The following is an 18,721-nucleotide window of genomic DNA, read 5'->3' as shown; positions in this document are numbered from 1 at the left end:
AGTGCCGCTGGCTACAAGCCGGATCCGTTTTCCGAATCGTTCAAACTGAACTGACCCGCGTAGGCAGCGCCTGATTCACCCATCGCTTGTGCACTTTGTGTGGAGCGCTGCCGGTCGACCTCGCGGTACATCTCGGCCGGGTCAGGGCAGGTGCGAGAAGCATCGCGCGACTGCTGCACGGTCTGCGCCCGCAGACAACAGCAGCGACAGCAGTAGCCGGGCCTTGGCAGCCGGCAGGCTGGCGCCGGGGATCAGGCCCCGCGACAGCAGATCCAATTCGGAGCCTGGGAAGCCATAGGTGCCGGTGAACACGGGGCCCGCGCGCACGCGCGTGCAGAGGATCACGGGCATTTCCCCGGCGAGTGTCTCCAGGTTCTGGACGCAGGCCGCGGGCACATGGCCCGCGCCCATCCCTTCGATCACCGCGCCTACGTAGCCTAGAGAGGCGAGCGTGGGCAGCATGCGTCCGTCCTCTCCCAGGCCCAGTGCGATCTGTGCGATCGCTGCTGGCGGCGCATCGCAGCCCACCGCCTCAACGGGCAGCGTGATGTGGCCCTCCGGCCGGGCGAAGAGGTGCACGTGCCCCTCCACCACGGCGCCGATAGCGCCAGTGCCCGGCGACGCGAAGGCGCTTGTCAGCGTAGTGTGTGTCTTCTGGACCCAGCGCGCCGCATGGATCTCGTCGTTGAGCACCACTACCGCGCCCATACCTCGCAGGCGAGCGTCGGTTGCCGTGGCGACCGCAGCGAGCAGGTTGGCCGGCCCATCCGCACCGGCCGCTTGCGGCCCGCGCATCGCCCCTGTGACGACGATGGATGCTTCGTCCCGCGCCGCGAGCAGATCCAGTACGAAGGCCGTTTCCTCAATGGTGTCCGTGCCCTGCACCACGACCGCGCCGACGGGCGAGCTCGGTGCACCATCGAGATGCACGCGCAGCAGCGCGGCCACTTCCCGCAGGTGCTGCAGCGTCAGCGATGCGCCCGGCAAGCTCATGGGAGTGACCGCGTCCAGTTGCGCGACCTGCGCAAGGCGCGGCTCGGCCGCGAGCAGTTGGTCCGCGGTGAGCGTCGGGCGGATGCCGTGGACGCCCGATGCGGCCATCATGGTGATGGTGCCGCCCAACGACACGACCAGCACGCGCGGCGGGGGGATGCGTGCGTCTGAGCGCGACGGGTTAGCGCTCACGGGTGGGCCTTGGGCTGACCCGCGGTCTGTTCCAGGAACCAGTCGAGAATCTGCTCGCCCGACCACACGACCACTCCCGTGTGGCCCAACACGTAATCGTAAAGCTCCTCGACGAAACCGATGCGGTGCGGCACGCCGCTCAGGTACGGGTGCACGGAGATCGCCATGACGCGCGGCTGCGTCGCGCCGTCCTTGTAAAGGCGGTCGAAGTGCGCCTTGCCGCGGCGCAGCATCTCGTCGGATGGCTGCTGCTGCACTGCACTGACCACGACGTCGTTGAGATCGACCGTATAGGGTACGGACGTGATGCGGCCCTGGGGCGAATGCAAGGCCACCGGCTGGTCATCCAGCACCCAGTCGGCCACGTACTCGATGCCGGACTCGGCCAGGAAGTCCAGCGTGTAGTCGGTCTCGGTGAGTCCTGGGCTTTCCCAGCCGCGCGGCGCCTTGCCCGTGAACCGCTGGATCGCGTCGATGGTTTGGCGGATCGCGGCGCGTTGGTCTTCCACCTTGTGCATGGGGCGCTGCACGTGCCCGTGGCCCATGAACTCCCAGCCGGCCTCATGCGCCGCGCGGCATGCCTCTTCATAGACGCTGATCGCGCTGCCATTGAGCGCGAGGGTCGCCGGCATGCCGCGGCTCGTGATCGCGTCGAGGATACGCCAGAAGCCTATGCGCATGCCGTATTCGTGCCAGGCCCAGTTCGGCACGTCCGGCAGCAGCGGCGCACCCATGGGAGGGGACAGCACCGCGCGCGGCATGGCGCCGGTGGGCTCCCATACTTCCACGTTGACGATGTTCCAGAGCACCACGCGCGCGTCGTCGGGCAGGCGCAGACGGGGGCGGCTCACGATGGACTGGTAGGGCGCGCGGGCTCGTACGCTGGCGCCGATGTCGAAAGTCATGGTATCTCCAAGGAGGGGGAAAGTAGCTACTCTCAGGATTGCACCTGCGACGTCTCGCTGCTGCTTGGCCAGTTCAACAGACCGTATTCAGGCTTCGAACACGTTCTCGGGCCGACCAGGCCGAAGGGCGCATCCCGAATCGGTCGCACAGCCAATCGAGCATGAGTTCCTGACCGAGGGTGGGGTTGTCATGCTGGCAATGTTCCGCGCCCGTTTCCTCGGTGTCTGTCACGCGCAGCGTGACGTCGACGCCATTGCTGCGTGCATGCTCGAACACCATCTTTGCGTCTTCCACGCCCAAGGTGTCGTGTCCGCCATGCAGGATGAGGTAGGGACAGCGCATCTGCGACAGCACGCCTTCGAGCTTGAAGGGTGCAGCTCGCGACACCACCTCCTTCATGCTGCCGGCGCCGAACACCCATTTCATGTGCATGGCGAGGCCGTGGTCCTCCCCGCGCGGGCTGTAGCGCTGCTGGATGTTCCAGATCGCGCCATGCGAGATGCAGGCGGCGATGCGGTGGTCGCACGACGCGGCGCGCGCGGAATAGTAGCCACCCAGGCTCGAGCCGCTCAGCGCGATGCGGCCCGGGTCGATGTCGCCACGCGCCAGCAGCCAGTCCACGCAGCGGCCCACAGGCACCTCGTAGTCGAAGCGGGACACGAGCCCATGGCGCCTCAGCGCGCCGCCCTGGCCGGGGCCATCGACCAGCAGGATAGAAAAGCCACGCTGCAACGCACCCCGACCGGTCATGAACCACAGCTCGTCCTTGTACGAGTCGAGCCCGCCGAAGGATATCAGCACGGGCTGCTTCGCGCCGCCGTGGGGCGAGCGAACAAAGTACGCCGGCAGGGTCGTGCCGTTCTCGTAAGGGATCTCGAGCACCTCGCCGGGAATGTCGAGGAACCCCAGGTGCTTGTGGGACGCCTGCTCGCACAGCCTGAATGTCGCCAAGCGTCGCGGGTCTTCCGGCGGCAGCCAAAATTCGGCCATGCGGTAATAATTGGCCGCCCTGAGCCAGCAGTTCATGGCGGTACGGCGGTGGCCGGCCAGCGCCGCCGCGTCTCCACGCTCCATGTTCCGCTTGGCGATCCGCTCCCATTCGGTGAACCAGCTTTCATCGTCGCCCGGCACGATCCGGCTGGCGACTTGGAAGCATTCGCTGATGGCCCCGCCGCCTTCCTGCGTCTCGCCCAGGCCACGCCGGAACTGGTACGAATGCCAGAAATGGTCGGGCCATTGTTGCCAGCCGAACGGCTCGAAGCGGGGGGAAGTGGTCTCTTGCATCTTGTTGTCCATGAAGGGTCCTTACTGCGGCACGAAGCCGATGTTTTTCACGACCGGACCCCAGAGCTCGTAAGACTTGAGGAAGGTCTGGTTGAACTGGTCCGGCGTACCGGCCACGGGCTCGTATCCCACGTTGCGCAGGCTGGCCTGTACGTCCGGTTGCTGCAAGGAGTAGTTCACCGCTGCGTTCAGGACGTTTACGATCTGCGATGACGTGCCGGCCGGCGCGAAGAGGCCGAACCAGCCGTAGACCTCGTAATCCGGCACGCCGGATTCGCGGAAGGTAGGCAGGTCCGGCGAGGCATCGATGCGCTTGCCGGCGGAGGAGGCCAGGGCCTTGAGCCGGCCGTCCTTGGCGTAGGCGATCATCCCCGCGTAGGAGTCGAGCGCCAGGTCGATCTGGCCGGATAACACGTCGGTGGAAATCTGGCCGACGCCCTTGTAGGGCACGTGGACCCATTTGACGCCCGTCTTGGCCATCAGCAGTTCCATCATCAGGTGCGGCAGGCCGCCTTCCCCGTTGGTACCGTAGGTAAATCGGTCAGGCTGCTTCCTGGACAGTGCGATCAGTTCCTGCAGGTTGTTCGCCGGCACCTTGCCATTGGCGTACAGCACCAGAGAGTTGGACGACACCTGTGCCACCGGCACGAAGTCCTTGCGGACGTCGTAGGGCAGGCTTTTGAAGGTGTGCGGCGCCACCGCGAAGGCGCTCACCTGGCCCATCACCAGCGTGTAGCCGTCCGGCGCCGAGCGCGCTACGGCGCTGATGCCGATCTGCCCGGTAGCGCCAGCGCGATTGTCGACGACCACCGGCTGGTGCAGGTGGGTCGCAAGCTTCTGAGCGATCAGCCGGGCCTGGATGTCCGCCGCATTGCCCGCAGGATAGGGCACGATCAGCCGTATAGGCCGGTCAGGGTATGCCTGTGCCTGTGCCGTCAGCGGTACCAGGGACGCCAGCAGCCCCAGGGCCGTCACACGGCGCAGCGTGCTCCTCAACTTCGGTTTGCTAGTCATCGAATACTCCTAGGCAGCCATGGAAAGAATCTGGTGGATGTCGGCGGGTCCGGTAATGGGTCGGGGGTTGGTGTGCACCCACCGGTCGAGCATCGACTTCTCGGCAATTTCGTCAAAGCGCTCGGGCCCCAGGCCGACGCCGCGCAGAGTGGCGGGCAGGCCCAGATCCGCGATCAACTGCGCGATGGCATCTGCCGCCGCAGCGCCGGGCTGGCCCAGGGCCTTGCTCAACTCCGCCTGCCGCGCACCGCCCGTGGCGGCGTTGAAGCGCAACACGCTGGGCAGCGTCACGCAGGAGCAATAGCCGTGCGGCACGCCCATGGCGCCGCCCAGCACATGGCCGATGCCATGACTGGCTCCCATCGGAACGCCGGACCACATCGCGACCTGCGCCGGCCACATGCCGTTCTGGCAGGCAGCGCGCGCCTCCACGCTGCCGGGGTCCGCTTTGCAGTCGCGTAGGCCCTGAGCCAGCAACGGCATTGCCAGCAGCGAGCAGGCATCGGACATGGCATTGCCCTGCAGCGAGCAATAGCCTTCCACCGCATGGTCCACGCAGCGGATGCCTGTAGAGAGCCAGGTATCCAGAGGCGTATGCCGCACAAGCCACGGGTCCAGCACCACGACATACGGAATGAGTCCCGGGTGGCGGATGCCCTGCTTGAGCTTGCGCACCGGGTCGGTGGACCCGGCCGTGGGCGCAAACTCGCCGCCGGAGAGTGTGGTTGGCACCGCGATGTGGCGGATGACGGGTGGGCGGAAGCTAGGCGCAGTCAGGGCGCCCGTCTTCGGGTCCGAACGCAGCAGGAAGGGCTCGAAAGCGTCCAAGGTGCGCAGGTCGTGCTCCAGGCACAAGCGAAGGGTCTTGGTCGCGTCGGTGACGGAGCCGCCGCCCACGCTGACCAGCAGATCCGCGCCCGCCGCGCGGGCCGCATCCGCCGCGCGCAGCACGGCGTCGCGCGGCACGTGCTGGGGTATGGCATCGAACTGCCCCGCGAAGCGCGAACCGAGCCGGGCGCGCAACTGCTCGATGGCGTCGGTCCGCCGATTGAGCGACCCACTCACCACCAGGAAGACGCGCTGCACGCCCGCCCGCTCGACTTCCATTGCCACGGTCTCCACGAAAGGCTTGCCAAAGCTAATGCGTTCCATGGCCGGTATCAGCAACTGGCCCGCGCGCAACGCGGGCGACTCCGTCGGTTTCATTGCTTTGCCCTTTGCTGAAAGAAAGAACCAGGGGAAAGTCCCCGGCTGGCCCCTAGTCTAAGAACGGGAGCCATGCATTCTTAGAATATGTTCCATGTAACTACGTTATGGACGATCCGAGTCATGGACATACGGCAGATGCGTTCTTTCGTCACTGTGGCGCAGCAGGGCAGCTTCACCACCGCGGGGCGCGTTCTGCAGGTGTCGCAGCCGGGGCTGAGCAACCAGATCCGCGCACTGGAAGAGGAGTTCGGCACCCTGCTTCTGCTGCGGCATGCCAGGGGCATCACGCTCACTACGGCGGGCGAGAAGTTGCTGGTGGAGGCCCGTTCCATCGTGCGGCAGGTGGACCGCTTGCAGGCCACTCTGGCGGCCGAGAGCCCGCAGCCGCGCGGCGAACTAGCCTTTGGAGGGCCTCCCTCGTTCACCGAATCGCTCTTCCCCTCCGTCGTACGGCAGTACCATTCCCGCTATCCGGGCGTGCTACTGAAGATGACAGTGGAGCTGACTGGCGAGCTGGAGGTGCTGCTGCTACGCGGCGAAATGGACTTATGTATCCTCACCAACCCGGCGTCGAACAAGAAACTCTCTTTCACCCCGTTGGTAACCGAAGACCTGTTCCTGGTCGGCCCGCCCGACAACCCGCTGTTCAGACGGCGCGAGCTGGAGATCGCCGACTTGACGGACATCCCGCTCATCGTGGCGGGCAGCGGCAACTTCGTGCGCGTCCAACTGGACCGGCTCGCTCGCGAGGAAGCCGTATCACTGCGCATCGTGGCCGAAGTGACGAACTTGGGGGTGCCGCTCATCGGGCGCTTCGTGCGCGACGGCCTGGGCTATGCCGTACTGACGAAGCGGGCTGTGCAGGACGAGTTCCGCCCTAAGGAGGTCGGATTCTCGCGCCTGCTCGGCCTCGCCATGAACCGGGTGCTAGCGCGCCGCGCGGACGTGCCGCTGTCGGCCGCAGGTCTGGAGATGGCCAACCTTATACGGCAGGAGGCAAAGTCATTCGTCAAATGATGCGGTGAATCGCCCAGGGTTTCCTTGTTGCCGGCGGCCAGGATCCGCCTCTATTCGGCGGTGAGGACGCGGTAGTGCCGCATGTACGGATCTGTGCGGGGGGCGGGGAGCCATCTCCGTCCCTACGTGAATGTCCGATATACCCCGTCATTGCGTAACGCGGCGTGATCGGTGATCGTCAGATCTCCTTGCAATGGAGAGCTCGATGACGGATCAGGCAGATGCAGTAGAAGTCGCGGGAGCGGGGCGAGTACGGGTGGACTGGCGAATAGGCCACGCGATGGTGCAGCAATTACCAAGCCTTCTGGCGCGACCATGAACAGCGCCGCCTCGAGCAGGGTCTGAGCGTGCGGCCGTATTGCGCGGCCAACGCCCTGGCGCTGTCGACTTACCCGCTGTCGTGCCACGAAATGCTTGTGGGTAGGGTCTTCGCGACCGCAAGATTGCCGCGCTTGGCGAGTTGAATGAGAGGCAGGGATGGGTCAATCGATTCATGTTTCCGATGCTCGGAAATCGAAATTGCACCTTGGGTGTTTCTCTGAAATTCTCCAGGCTGTAAATTCCGTTGCATGGGCCAGTGAAGGCAAATGCCCATACCCATCCAGCCTATCCAATCATGAGGACAATATGAGTTCCCCTATTGCGCGCCGTTCTGCGCTGACGTTCGCTGCGGCCACATGCCTGGCTGGAACCGTTTCTGCCCAGGAGAAATCAACAATGTCCGATCTTGGCCGTCAACTCGTCACGCCGCCGGCAAGAGCGCCTCGCAAGATTCTGGTTCGAGGCGCCACGATCGTCAGCATGGATGCCAAAGTCGGCAATTTGACCAAGGGCGATATCCTGATTGCCGACGGCACCATTGCCGCCATCGGCACGAATCTGGAAGATGGTGGCGCCGAAGTGATAGACGCCGTAGAGATGATTGCCATTCCGGGTATGGTCGATACGCATCGCCATTGCTGGGAAGGCCAGGTCAGGTCAGGTGCGAGAAGCATCGCGCGACCGCTGTACGGCCTGCGCCCGCAGGCAACAGCAGCGACAGCAGTAGCCGGACGTTGGCAGCCGGCAGGCTGCGCCGGGGATCAGGCCCCGCGACAGCAGATTCAGTTCGGAGCACGAGAGGGCCGTGCAGGACGATGCCACGTTCCAGCAGCCAGTGCATGGCTTCGAGCAGGCGCAGGCGGGCGATGCCATCCGGGATGCCCGCCGCGGGCGCCAGGGACTGCCGCGCCGCCTCGAAGGCACGCTAGGTCTTCGCCGGGATGCGCAAGCCTCTTCGCCGGCGCCGGCGCCGGCGCTGGCCTGGTATGGGTCGCCGCGATTTGCTCGGCACGCCCGCGGTAGGAGCATCTTCCAGCAACGCGGCATCGAAGACCAGCCAGGCCCGAGGGCGCGTTCATCTACGGTGTGCGAAACGGGCCTCAGTTCATTGTGAGGCCGAGGGATCGCCGTCGCTTCTGTAGGCAGCGATGCCGATGAGGCATGGCGAGAAAAAGTAGTTTCACTAAATGGGGCATCCGCGCATGCGCCACGCCTTGAACTCCCCATGCTGATCGGCGTAAAAGATGGGCTTGGACCTTCGGGCATGTGGCTTGCAGGCAAACGCGTGGTCGCCTGCGTTCAGGCCTCTCCCGTGCCGATTGGGCGGACCCGTACTGGACCATTAGCAGCTCTAGTAGCGAGACCAGCATGAAGCCTGCGTTGCCGCGCGGAAGAAAGGATCTTCAGCGCTTCGCCTTCTTCGCTCCCCATCGGTATTTCAAATTTTCAGATATCGAAGATGCCATGCTTGAACAGCATAAAGGCGATAACTCATTAGTCTTTGTCTGCGATGTGGAAACCCGTTAGTCTGCGAAGCTCCATGTCACAGCGGAAGGTTCAAGTTTTCAATTGCAACGCCATATGAGAAAAAGAAACTCACCCGGTTGATGCAGATACTCCCCGTCTTGATCTTCGAGGACTGTATTGATTTGTCAAGTGGAACAGTTGGTTCTATGTCTAGCTTTGACGCGTAGTTGTAGCGCGAATGAGTTTTTTCTCGATCCTGTCTCGTAGGATCGCGATTCGCCTTGAGTGCAAAATACTAATGATCTCGATAAATGGCGCTATTCTTGAGACACGCCAGCTCACCAAGGAATTCAAGGGTTTCACTGCGGTAAGCAAGGTCGATCTGTCGGTCCAGCGCGGCTCGATCCACGCGCTCATCGGCCCCAACGGCGCCGGCAAGACCACCTGCTTCAACCTGCTCACCAAGTTTCTGGAGCCCACCTCGGGCACGATCCTGTTCAATGGGCGAGACATCACCGGCGAACGGCCCGCGCAAATCGCGCGGCGCGGCATCATCCGCTCGTTCCAGATCTCGGCCGTGTTTCCGCACCTCACGTTGCTGGAGAACGTGCGCCTCGGCCTGCAGCGCGCGCTCGGCAACTCGTACCACTTCTGGAAGAGCGAGAAGTCGCTCGCGCCGCTCGATGCGCGCGCCCGCGCGCTGCTCGCGGAAGTCGGCCTCGAGGAACTGGCCGACGAGGAGACCGTGAACCTGCCTTACGGCCGCAAGCGCGCGCTCGAGATCGCGACCACGCTCGCGATGGAGCCCGAGCTGATGCTGCTCGACGAGCCCACGCAGGGCATGGGCCACGAGGACGTGCACCGCGTGGCCGAGCTCATCAAGCGCGTCTCGGCCGGGCGCACCATCCTGATGGTCGAGCACAACATGAGCGTGGTGTCGACGATCGCGGACACCATCACGGTGCTGCAGCGCGGCGCCGTGCTGGCCGAGGGCCCATACGAAGAGGTCTCGCGCAATCCGCTGGTCATGGAGGCCTACATGGGCACCACCGACGGCCAATTGCAGGGAGCCCACTGATGCCTGTTGCAGCCTTGGAAATCAGGGGCCTGCAGGCCTGGTACGGTGAGTCGCACGTGCTGCACGGCGTCGACATGGTGGTGCAACCGGGCGAGGTCGTCACGCTGCTGGGCCGCAATGGGGCAGGGCGCACCACGACGATGCGCGCGGTGCTCGGCCTCACCGGCAGCCGCAAGGGCAGCATCAAGGTGAACGGCAGCGAAACCATCGCGATGCCGACCTACCGCATGGCGCACCTCGGCATCGGCTACTGCCCGGAGGAGCGCGGCATCTTCGCCAGTCTCTCGTGCGAAGAGAACCTGCTGCTGCCGCCGGTGCTCAAGAGCGCCGACAGAGGCATGTCGGTGGACGAGATCTACGCGATGTTCCCCAATCTGGCCGAGCGCCGCCACAGTCAGGGCACGCGGCTGTCGGGCGGCGAGCAGCAGATGCTGGCGGTGGGCCGCATCCTGCGCACCGGCGCCAGGCTGCTGCTGCTCGACGAGATCTCCGAAGGCCTGGCGCCGGTGATCGTGCAGGCGCTGGCCCGGATGATCACCACGCTGCGCAGCAAGGGCTACACGATCGTGATGGTCGAGCAAAACTTCCGCTTCGCCGCGCCACTGGCCGACCGCTTCTACGTGATGGAGCATGGCCGCATGGTCGAGGCCTTCGCCGCAAAGGAGCTCGAGGCCAAGATGCCGGTGCTCAAAGAACTGCTAGGTGTATGACGATGCAAACCATCCCGGTCTCTGCGCTTTTGAGTCAACTGCTTCTGGGTCTGGTCAACGGGTCGTTCTACGCCATCCTGAGTCTCGGGCTGGCCGTGATCTTCGGGCTCCTCAACGTGATCAACTTCGCTCACGGCGCGCTGTTCATGCTGGGTGCGGTGCTGACCTGGATGGCGATGAACTACTTCAACGTCAACTACTGGGTCATGCTGGCGGTGGCGCCGGTCATTGTGGGGCTGTTCGGCATCCTGATCGAGCGCCTGCTGCTGCGCTGGATCTACAAGCTCGACCATCTCTACGGCCTGCTGCTGACGCTCGGCCTGACGCTGCTGATCGAAGGCGTGTTCCGCACGATCTACGGCGTCTCGGGCCTGGCCTACGACACGCCCGACGCGCTCGCCAGCGCCTCCGACCTCGGCTTCATGATCCTGCCCAACTACCGGGCCTGGGTGGTGGTGGCCTCGCTGGTGGTCTGCTTCGCGACCTGGTTCGTGATCGAGAAGACCCGCCTCGGCGCCTACCTGCGCGCCGGCACCGAGAACCCGCGGCTGGTGGAGGCCTTCGGCGTCAACGTGCCGCTGATGATCACGCTGACCTACGGCTTCGGCGTCGCCCTCGCAGCCTTTGCGGGCGTGCTGGCGGCGCCGGTGATCCAGGTCTCGCCGCTGATGGGGCAGAACCTCATCATCGTCGTGTTCGCGGTGGTGGTGATCGGCGGCATGGGCTCGATCATGGGCGCCATCCTCACCGGGCTCGGGCTCGGTGTCATCGAAGGCCTGACCAAGGTGTTCTATCCCGAAGCTTCCTCGACCGTGGTGTTCGTGATCATGGTGATCGTGCTGCTCATCCGTCCGGCCGGCCTGTTCGGCAAAGAGAAATGACGCGGCCCCAACGCATAGAGCCATGAGAAAAATCACCCCTGTCGTCTACGCGCTGCTGCTGATCGCGCTGCTCGTCGCGCCCTTCGCCGGCGCCTACCCGGTGTTCGTGATGAAGCTGATGTGCTTCGCACTGTTCGCCTCTGCCTTCAACCTGCTGCTGGGCTACACCGGCCTGCTGTCCTTCGGCCATGCGGCCTTTCTCGGCGGCTCGGCCTACGTGGCCGGCCATGCGATGAAGGTCTGGGGCCTGACGCCCGAGATCGGCCTGATCGCCGGCACCGCGGCCGGCGCCTTCCTCGGGTGGGTCTTCGGGATGCTGGCGATCCGCCGGCAGGGCATCTACTTCGCGATGATCACGCTGGCGCTCGCGCAGATGGTGTTCTTCGTCGCGCTGCAGGCCAAGTTCACCGGCGGCGAGGACGGCCTGCAAGGCGTGCCGCGCGGCAAGCTGTTCGGCGTCGTCGACCTGCAGAACGACCTCACGATGTACTACGTCACGCTGGTGATCGTGGTGGCCGCCTTCCTGCTGATCGTGCGCACCATCCATTCGCCCTTCGGCCAGGTGCTCAAGGGCATCAAGGAGAACGAACCGCGCGCGCTCTCGCTGGGCTACGACGTGAGCCGCTTCAAGCTGCTGGCCTTCGTGATATCGGCGGCGCTGTCGGGCCTCGCGGGCTCGCTCAAGACGCTGGTGCTGGGCTTCGCGACGCTATCCGATGTGCACTGGAGCGCCTCGGGCCAGGTCATCCTGATGACGCTGGTCGGCGGCCTCGGCACCTTGTCGGGCCCGCTGGTCGGCTCGGCCGTGGTGGTGCTGCTCGAGAACAAGATCGGCGAACTGGGCCACCTGCTGGCCCGCATCACGACCATCGACTGGTTCAACACGCTGGGCGAGTCGGTGACCATGGTCACGGGCCTGATCTTCGTGATCTGCGTGCTCGCATTCCGAAAGGGCATCATGGGAGGCGTGGATGCCTGGCTGAGGCGGATTCGACGTTGATGCCAGAGCGGTAAGGCTTGCCCAGACTCAGCATTGCGCCCCTTCTCTCGGCAGCTGGCGTTATGTATCAAAATCGCAAGCGTCAGGAGCGCGGGGGGGCATGCAACTGACCTTTCTTTCACGGGACATGAGTTCACGCTGGACATCCGAGGGCTCGTGAACTGCGTGCCAAGGCTGGGCCGGGCCCTTGGGCAAGCCCCCCTGTCGCTGCGCGCCAGGAAAGTTCACACCCAACTAGCTCAGAGGGTCTTGGATCAGCTTTTCCATCGGCTGCCCAGCCAGTACTCGCCAAGGAAGTTACTCAGCAGTGGATGCGGCACAGTTGCTTTTGGTTATTGACAACCAGACGGCGAGAGCGGAGAAGGTTGGCAGGCCTAGGGGATGGGTGAGCGGGCGCGGACGGACATCGCGTGGTGCGCGCAGCGTTTCGTGGGGCTCCTATGCCGTCGCGGCATTGACCAGATTCGAGTTTGGTCTTTGCGTTGCTGCTGGAAGCTGGCTAAGGTAGCGCGTCAGCCCTTCGAGAGCGTTCGGCAATGAGCCGACGCGTGATGTGTGCAGGCTGGTGCGTCAGACATGTTAAGCAGCCGGCCGAGAATCTCAGCCCGGTGCGGCTCTACCAAAAAAGGAGACTAGATCTTGATCCAGGCAGACTACTTGTTGAGTGGTGGCACAGTCGTCACCGTGGACGGTCGGCGGCGCGTGATTCGTGACGGCGCGGTGGCCATCAGTGGTGCCATGATTGTGGCTGTAGGCAAGCGCGAACAGCTCGCGCACACAGTGGAAGCAAAGAACGAGGTCGATTGCTCGGACCAGCTGATTCTTCCGGGCTTTGTCAACTCCCACGTGCACTTCTATCACACGCTACACCGGGGGCTGACGCCCGAGCGCCTGCGCTCTTGGGACTGGTCCAACTTCGTGCACGGAAAGATCGCGCCGGTGTTGACGGCCGAGGACGAGGTGGCAGGTGGGCTCGCCATCCTCATCGAGATGCTCAAGTCGGGTACAACCACCTTCCTGGAAGCCGGGTCGTACAACCCGGCCGCGGTCATCGAGGCGATCAGCCGTGTGGGGATGCGTGGCCTTATGGGTCGCCGATCGTTTGACCAGGCGATCCTGGGCCACGGCATGCTGATGGAAGATACGGAACAATGCCTTAGCTGCAACAAATCCTTCATGAGCCAGTACCGTGACGGCTACAACGGTGGCCTGGTCAAGGCGTGTGTCGATGTGGTCGGCCTGGGCCGCTGCACCGACAAACTGTATGTCGAATCGAAAGCGATGGCCGACGACTTCGGGACGCTGCTGAATTTCCACCTGGCCGCCTTCCCGGAAGAAGTGGCTCACATGCGCAAGACAAAAAACATGGGACCGGTGGAGCACCTGAACCGGCTGGGCGTGGCCGGTCCCAATGTGGTCTATGTGCACATGGTCCATGTCTCAGACGACGAGGTGCAGATGTTGAGCGACACAGGCTCGAATGTCGTGCATTGCCCTGCGACGGCCGTGAAGCTGAACTGCGGGCTGTTCGAAAACGCCAAATTCCCCAAGATGCTGGAGCGGGGCGTGAACGTGTGCCTGGGCACTGACTGCTCCGATTCCTCGAATCATGCCGACATGATTCGTACCATGCACTTGGCCGCTCTACTACCTAAAGAGTACTGCGGCGACCCCGCGGCGGGAACGGCCGAGACGGCCATTGAAATGGCCACAATCAACGGCGCCCGGGCACTGGGCATGGACAAGGAAATCGGCTCGCTGGAAGTCGGTAAGAAGGCTGACGTTGTCCTGCTCGACATGCTGCGGCCGGAATGGGCGCCTAACCACAACGAGCTCCAGAACCTGGTTTATTCGACCGTCGGAGATGCTGTCCGAACCGTGTTTGTCAACGGCCGCCTTCTGCTCAAGGACCGGAAGGTCCAGACGGTCGACGAAATTGACGTGATCCGGCGCTGCAATGCCGCTGGTCAGGGTGTGCTCACGCGCAGCGGCGTGTCCATCGACACGCGGTGGAGCTTCGAATGATAGCCCCGCGGCGCTCGCGCGCACTTTGAGCAGTGTAAAGTGAGAGAGTCTGAACTAGTCGCCGGATCTTGCCTTGGAGCTGCGTCAACTCAAGTACTTCGTCGCCGTCGTCTCGTCGCGAAGCTTTAGCGCGGCGGCCGAGATCCTGCACATCGCACAGCCGGCGCTCAGCCGTCAGATCCTCGCGCTGGAGGATGAGCTCGGCGTGCAACTGCTCATCCGGAAGGCCCGAGGCGTCCAGCCCACTTCGAGCGGCCTGCGACTTTTCGAGCACGCTCAGAAGATCAATGCGCACATCGCGAGCCTGAAGTTCGAACTGGTCGCGCCTCGCGAAGGGGTCACGGGCCATGTCACCCTAGGCCTTCCGCCGTCGCTGTCCTTCCTGCTCGCCGGTCCCCTGCATACCGTAGTACGGGAGAAGTATCCTGGCCTGGTGCTGCGCGTCATCGAAGGCTTGAGCGTCTTCATCGTTGAGTGGCTGGAGGTGGGACGCATCGATGTCGCCGTCCTGACCAGTCCATCGCGCTCCCGGGCGATCGAAGCGCGTGGCGTGTTCGACGAGGAGCTGGTGCTGGTGGCGGCGCCGGAAATGGTTTTGGGGTACGAAGGGGTCGTGCGTATCGAGGAGCTTCGCAGGTTTCCTTTGGCCGTAACTCATGGCTTCCGGGTGGTCCTGGAGCCGTGGCTCGTCATCCATCGTGTGGAACTCGACTATGAAATGGAGTTGGACAGTATCCACGTGGTGCTGAGCATGGCGATGGAAGGGCGGCTCGCGACCATCGCTCCGTACAGCACTGCCGAGCCGCACATTTCGGCCGGCAGGCTCGGTTTTCTACGTCTGGAGCCAGCGGTTAAGCGCGTCGTAGCGCTTGCGCGCAGCGCTAAACGCGAAGTCACACCAGCGATCGAAGCAGTCGAAGGCCTCGTGCTCGAAGAGCTGGCTCGCTTGCCGACGCAGCTTCCCTCGGCGCAGTAGAGGCGCTGACTCCGGTTGCGGAACTGGCATCGCCCGCAGCGGCAGTGCCGTCCGCTGGGATGGACACGCCAACTCGCCGCTGGAACCGCGCCGTTCTTGAAGGCACCCCTTTGCCAGCGCGTCGGCCCAGCCGCGCGCACGACCGGCGCGCCGACCCAAGAAGAGCCTGCTGCCCGTCATTACTTCAAGCGGGCACCAGCGAGCGGGCGTAAGCGTGCGACCGAGGCCCTCTTGACGGGCCGTCTGTCCGTCAGCGGCTCATAGCTTGATCTGGGCGAGACGGTCGTTGACCTCGATGCTGTCGAACGCTGCCGGATCCCAGGTATCGGCACCGATCCACTGCGCCAGGTGCGCGTGTTCGGGATGGTCCGGATCGGCCATGGCGCGCACGAAGTCCTCATAGCCGGCAACGCCCCCGCAATCCTCGGGCGGCGTTGCGCCAGTTCCACCGACGCAGAACGGGAGCTCCAGCAGTGGATCCCCGGGGAGCGTCTTGTCCACGGTGATGCGATGGTCCCAGTAGTCGCCGAAGTCGTAGACATAGCTCAGCGTCGAGGACCGCAGCACCGTGGTCAGGCGCACGTTGTCGCTGCTGACGGCCTCGGCGTCGTCGTACATCGGCTCGGGGCTGCCGAAGCGCTCGCCGTCACCGGCGACGAACTCGTGCAGATGTCCTCCGCTCCACCCGAAGGCGGCCCGGATCACCGAGTGGAGCTTGCGCAGCGTGATGGTCTGCGGCACCAGCACCCGGCGCCAGATCTTGGGCTTCGTACCGCGCAATTCGATGCGAAGTTGCAGGATGGTGGTTGCAGCAGTGCGTTTGCGGGGCGTCTTGGTCACCATGGTCATGCGGCTTGTCGTTGTTGCTCAGCGCATCGGCCGATGTTCCACGGCAGCAGTTCTTCGATGCGGTTGATGGGGTGCTCGGCGATGCGCTCGAACACGTCGCGCAAATACTTCTCGGGATCGAGTCCGTTGAGTTTTGCCGACTCCACCAGGCCATAGATCCCTGCGGCACGCACGCCTCCGCCGTCAGAGCCGAAGAACAAGAAGTTCTTCCTTCCAAGAGCCATTGCGTGGTCATTCTGCCCATGTCGGGCAAGAAGTCCAGATCCACTACCGGTGGCACCCGCTGTACGGCCAGCGGGTGCGCCTGCAGTATCGAGAGCGAAGAGCCATCGGTGAGGTCGTTCATGTCGAGGTGGCGCTCGGCGTCGTCATCGCCGTTGCCGGCTGGATGCTGGACGCAGCAGCTTGTGCGAGCTTGTCGCTGGGGCCCGCCCAGGCCTCCATCGAGGCGCTGACGGAGCTCCACCGCCTGCTGGTTGAGTACGGGCATCGGCGAAGCTCCCGTCGTGTTGATCACACCGACGAGGCCTCCGATGAAGACAACCACCCGATCGACGGCAGTGCACCCGCAGCTGCCGGTCCCGCTGCGGCAGCCACGGCAGCTGAGCATCTCATTCGAGACTCCGGCCATCCGAGGTCTGGGCACCGAACACCGAGCCGCGGTGCTTCAGGCGCTGGCAGCGCTGCTACTGGAAGCCGCGAACGCTCACCTACCGGAGGACGATGATGTCGAGCCATGATCTGTTGCCCGCTGCCGTTCTTCGTCGCAAGGCCGTCGTCTATGTGCGCCAGTCGTCCCAGACGCAGGTGCGAGTCAACCTGGAGAGCCAGCGAAGGCAGTACGACCTTGTGGAGGAAGCCCGTCGCCGAGGCTTCGAGCAAGTCGAGGTGATCGATGACGATCTCGGCCGTTCGGCCAGCGGCATGGTCGCGCGGCCTGGATTCGATCGCCTCGTGGCATGGTTGTGCGCGGGCGAAGTCGGCGCTGTCCTGTGCTTCGACGCGTCCAGGCTGGCGCGCAATGGCCGAGACTGGCATCACCTGCTCGAACTATGCGGGCTGGTTGATGCTCGCGTGATCGACCTGGACGGCGTCTACGATCCGTGTCGCCCCAACGATCGGCTGCTGCTGGGCATGAAGGGCAGCATCAGCGAGTTCGAACTCGGCGTCTTGCGCTCACGGATGCTCGATGCTGCGCGCGCAAAGGCCAAGCGTGGCGAATTGCGCATCAGCGTGCCCATCGGCTATGTCTGGCATCGCGAGTACGGCCTCAACCTGGACCCGGACCGACGCCTGCAGGAAGTCATTCGACTGGTCTTCGAGCGTTTCCGCCAACTCGGAAGCGCTCGCCAGGTACTGCTGTCCCTTGCGGCCGATCAGGTGCACTTCCCTCGGCCTTCAGATGGCAAGAGGATGACCAGCTTTGACTGGACGCCCATTCGGTACCGCTGCGTCATCGGGTTGCTCAAGAACCCCTTCTATGCGGGCGCCTACATCTACGGCAAGAGCGAGAAGCGCACGACCTTGGTCGACGGCCGGCCGCGCAAGAGCTACGGCCACGGTAAGCCGTTCGATCAATGGGATGTCGTGCTCAAGGAGCACCACGAGGGTTACATCGATTGGACCGAGTTCGAGCGCAACCAGAGGCTGTTGGCCATCAACGCCTACGGACGTGCCGGCGGCGTCAAGTCGGGCCGCGGCGGCAACGCGCTGCTCGCCGGGCTACTGTGCTGTGGTCAATGCGGACGTCGCCTGGCGGTTGCCTACCGCGGTAATCAGCCGAGACAGACTGTTTATCGGTGCGACCGTCCGGCCATGCAGTTGGGCATTCCACGATGCTGTACCTTCGGGGGTGCACGGCCTGACGAGGCGGTAGCGCGCGAGCTGCTACGGGCCGTGGAACCGATGGCCATCGAGGCCGCCCAGCAAGCCGAACACAGATTCATGCAAGCCCAGGCTGATCAACGCCGCATCCGCGAATTGGACCTGCAGCAGGCGCGCTATGACGCGTCGCTGGCCGAGAGGCGCTATGCCGCATGCGACCCCAACAATCGGCTGATCGCCGCCCAGCTTGAGAAGAGCTGGGAGGCTGCGCTGCAGCGCGTGCGCGCTTGTGAGCAGCAACTGGCCGCTACACAGCAGGTGCAATCGAGCAGCGTTGCCCCCGACTTCAGCGGATTGGCCGAGGACCTTGCCGCTGCGTGGAACGCACCGGGTGTCACGATGCGCGCGCGTCAGCAGTTGCTGCGTTCACTGGTTAACGAAATCGTGGTCGATGTCGACGAGCAGACTCGCGAGATCACCATGGTCATCCATTGGCGCGGTGGGCAGCATTCGATCCTGCGCGTAACGAAGCCGCGATCGGGCGAACACGGGCGCCGAACGGCGGACGAGGCCGTAGCGCTGATTCGCAGCATGGCCGGTCGTTGGCCTGACGAGCAGATTGCCGCGTCGCTCAATCGGATGGGCATGCCAACCGGGCAGGGCAAGACCTGGACAGCGCACCGTGTCTCTTCGTTGAGGCGCATCCGCGGCATCCGTGCATACCGCCCCGCAGACAAGGACGGCCAGTGGCTGACCATGTCGCAGGCCGCGGCACAGCTCGGCGTCACGAACCATCGCATCCGCCGCTTGATCAAGGAGGGAATACTGTCCGCAACGCAAGTTGTGCCCTGCGCGCCGTACCAAATCCGTGCCTCCGACCTGATGGATCAGACGGTCATGGACGCGATCGCCCGAACAGGTCGCCCGTGTCGCATCGACGACGGAAAGCAGATCTCAATGTTTTCAAGCACTTAA

General features: G+C 64.1%; 17 protein-coding genes and 2 pseudogenes. 11 read left to right on the top strand and 8 right to left on the bottom strand.

Annotation, left to right across the window (positions count from 1 at the left end):
• Positions 1-141: 141 nt before the first annotated feature.
• The 5 genes from AC3A6X_RS01735 to AC3A6X_RS01715 all read right to left on the bottom strand — a co-directional run bounded on the left by AC3A6X_RS01735 (position 142) and on the right by AC3A6X_RS01715 (position 5,595).
• A complete protein-coding gene (locus AC3A6X_RS01735) occupies positions 142-1,185 on the bottom strand; it encodes an asparaginase (protein WP_487840543.1) in 1,044 nt (347 codons plus the stop codon).
• Positions 1,182-2,090 (bottom strand): polysaccharide deacetylase family protein, encoded by a 909-nt coding sequence (locus tag AC3A6X_RS01730; protein WP_487840542.1) that lies wholly within the window; start codon positions 2,088-2,090, stop codon positions 1,182-1,184. The genes AC3A6X_RS01735 and AC3A6X_RS01730 overlap by 4 nt, the downstream gene beginning before the upstream one ends.
• Positions 2,091-2,163: 73 nt before the next feature.
• Complete coding sequence (locus tag AC3A6X_RS01725) at positions 2,164-3,387, bottom strand: alpha/beta hydrolase family protein (protein ID WP_487840541.1); 1,224 nt, start codon at positions 3,385-3,387, stop codon at positions 2,164-2,166.
• Positions 3,388-3,396: 9 nt separating this feature from the next.
• Positions 3,397-4,389, bottom strand: coding sequence for a Bug family tripartite tricarboxylate transporter substrate binding protein (locus AC3A6X_RS01720; RefSeq protein ID WP_487840540.1), 993 nt, complete (start codon positions 4,387-4,389; stop codon positions 3,397-3,399).
• A gap of 9 nt (positions 4,390-4,398) precedes the next feature.
• On the bottom strand, positions 4,399-5,595 hold the full coding sequence (locus AC3A6X_RS01715) for an iron-containing alcohol dehydrogenase (protein ID WP_487840539.1): 1,197 nt from the start codon (positions 5,593-5,595) through the stop codon (positions 4,399-4,401).
• 123 nt (positions 5,596-5,718) lie between these two features.
• Between AC3A6X_RS01715 and AC3A6X_RS01710 the strand changes: the two genes are divergently transcribed.
• A complete protein-coding gene (locus AC3A6X_RS01710) occupies positions 5,719-6,615 on the top strand; it encodes a LysR family transcriptional regulator (RefSeq protein ID WP_487840538.1) in 897 nt (298 codons plus the stop codon).
• A gap of 711 nt (positions 6,616-7,326) precedes the next feature.
• On the opposite strand, the gene AC3A6X_RS01705 is transcribed toward AC3A6X_RS01710, so the two are convergent.
• Positions 7,327-7,572: a hypothetical protein gene (locus AC3A6X_RS01705; protein WP_487840537.1), complete on the bottom strand. Its 246-nt coding sequence runs from the start codon at positions 7,570-7,572 to the stop codon at positions 7,327-7,329.
• A 732-nt stretch (positions 7,573-8,304) separates the two neighbouring features.
• On the opposite strand from AC3A6X_RS01705, the gene AC3A6X_RS01700 reads away from it, so the two are divergent.
• The 7 genes from AC3A6X_RS01700 to AC3A6X_RS01670 all read left to right on the top strand — a co-directional run bounded on the left by AC3A6X_RS01700 (position 8,305) and on the right by AC3A6X_RS01670 (position 15,073).
• Positions 8,305-8,463 (top strand): hypothetical protein, encoded by a 159-nt coding sequence (locus tag AC3A6X_RS01700; RefSeq protein WP_487840536.1) that lies wholly within the window; start codon positions 8,305-8,307, stop codon positions 8,461-8,463.
• 247 nt (positions 8,464-8,710) lie between these two features.
• Positions 8,711-9,481, top strand: coding sequence for an ABC transporter ATP-binding protein (locus tag AC3A6X_RS01695; protein WP_487841079.1), 771 nt, complete (start codon positions 8,711-8,713; stop codon positions 9,479-9,481).
• Positions 9,481-10,191, top strand: a complete 711-nt coding sequence (locus tag AC3A6X_RS01690; protein ID WP_487840535.1) for an ABC transporter ATP-binding protein — start codon at positions 9,481-9,483, stop codon at positions 10,189-10,191. Before AC3A6X_RS01695 ends, AC3A6X_RS01690 begins: the two co-directional genes overlap by 1 nt.
• A complete protein-coding gene (locus tag AC3A6X_RS01685) occupies positions 10,188-11,072 on the top strand; it encodes a branched-chain amino acid ABC transporter permease (protein WP_487840534.1) in 885 nt (294 codons plus the stop codon). Before AC3A6X_RS01690 ends, AC3A6X_RS01685 begins: the two co-directional genes overlap by 4 nt.
• 22 nt (positions 11,073-11,094) lie before the next feature.
• On the top strand, positions 11,095-12,072 hold the full coding sequence (locus AC3A6X_RS01680) for a branched-chain amino acid ABC transporter permease (protein ID WP_487840533.1): 978 nt from the start codon (positions 11,095-11,097) through the stop codon (positions 12,070-12,072).
• 639 nt (positions 12,073-12,711) lie between these two features.
• Positions 12,712-14,097: an amidohydrolase family protein gene (locus AC3A6X_RS01675; RefSeq protein WP_487840532.1), complete on the top strand. Its 1,386-nt coding sequence runs from the start codon at positions 12,712-12,714 to the stop codon at positions 14,095-14,097.
• A gap of 73 nt (positions 14,098-14,170) precedes the next feature.
• The gene (locus tag AC3A6X_RS01670; protein ID WP_487840531.1) at positions 14,171-15,073 is read left to right on the top strand and encodes a LysR family transcriptional regulator; all 903 of its coding nucleotides are present in this window, start codon (positions 14,171-14,173) and stop codon (positions 15,071-15,073) included.
• Between the two features lie 258 nt (positions 15,074-15,331).
• On the opposite strand, the gene AC3A6X_RS01665 is transcribed toward AC3A6X_RS01670, so the two are convergent.
• Positions 15,332-15,922: a plasmid pRiA4b ORF-3 family protein gene (locus AC3A6X_RS01665; protein WP_487840530.1), complete on the bottom strand. Its 591-nt coding sequence runs from the start codon at positions 15,920-15,922 to the stop codon at positions 15,332-15,334.
• Positions 15,919-16,146: pseudogene (locus AC3A6X_RS01660) on the bottom strand (transposase domain-containing protein); the annotation flags it as partial. The pseudogene AC3A6X_RS01660 and the gene AC3A6X_RS01665, both read right to left, overlap by 4 nt.
• Between AC3A6X_RS01660 and AC3A6X_RS01655 the strand changes: the two are divergent.
• The 3 genes and pseudogenes from AC3A6X_RS01655 to AC3A6X_RS01645 all read left to right on the top strand — a co-directional run.
• A pseudogene (locus AC3A6X_RS01655) lies at positions 16,056-16,385 on the top strand (DUF5372 family protein); the annotation flags it as partial. The pseudogenes AC3A6X_RS01660 and AC3A6X_RS01655 sit on opposite strands and share 91 nt — an antisense overlap.
• A 70-nt stretch (positions 16,386-16,455) precedes the next feature.
• On the top strand, positions 16,456-16,662 hold the full coding sequence (locus tag AC3A6X_RS01650; protein WP_487841106.1) for a hypothetical protein: 207 nt from the start codon (positions 16,456-16,458) through the stop codon (positions 16,660-16,662).
• Positions 16,649-18,721: a recombinase family protein gene (locus AC3A6X_RS01645; protein WP_487841078.1), complete on the top strand. Its 2,073-nt coding sequence runs from the start codon at positions 16,649-16,651 to the stop codon at positions 18,719-18,721. The genes AC3A6X_RS01650 and AC3A6X_RS01645 overlap by 14 nt, the downstream gene beginning before the upstream one ends.

Source organism: Variovorax sp. Soil_C_12, from assembly GCF_057657375.1.
This window is presented reverse-complemented; position numbering and strand designations above follow the sequence as displayed.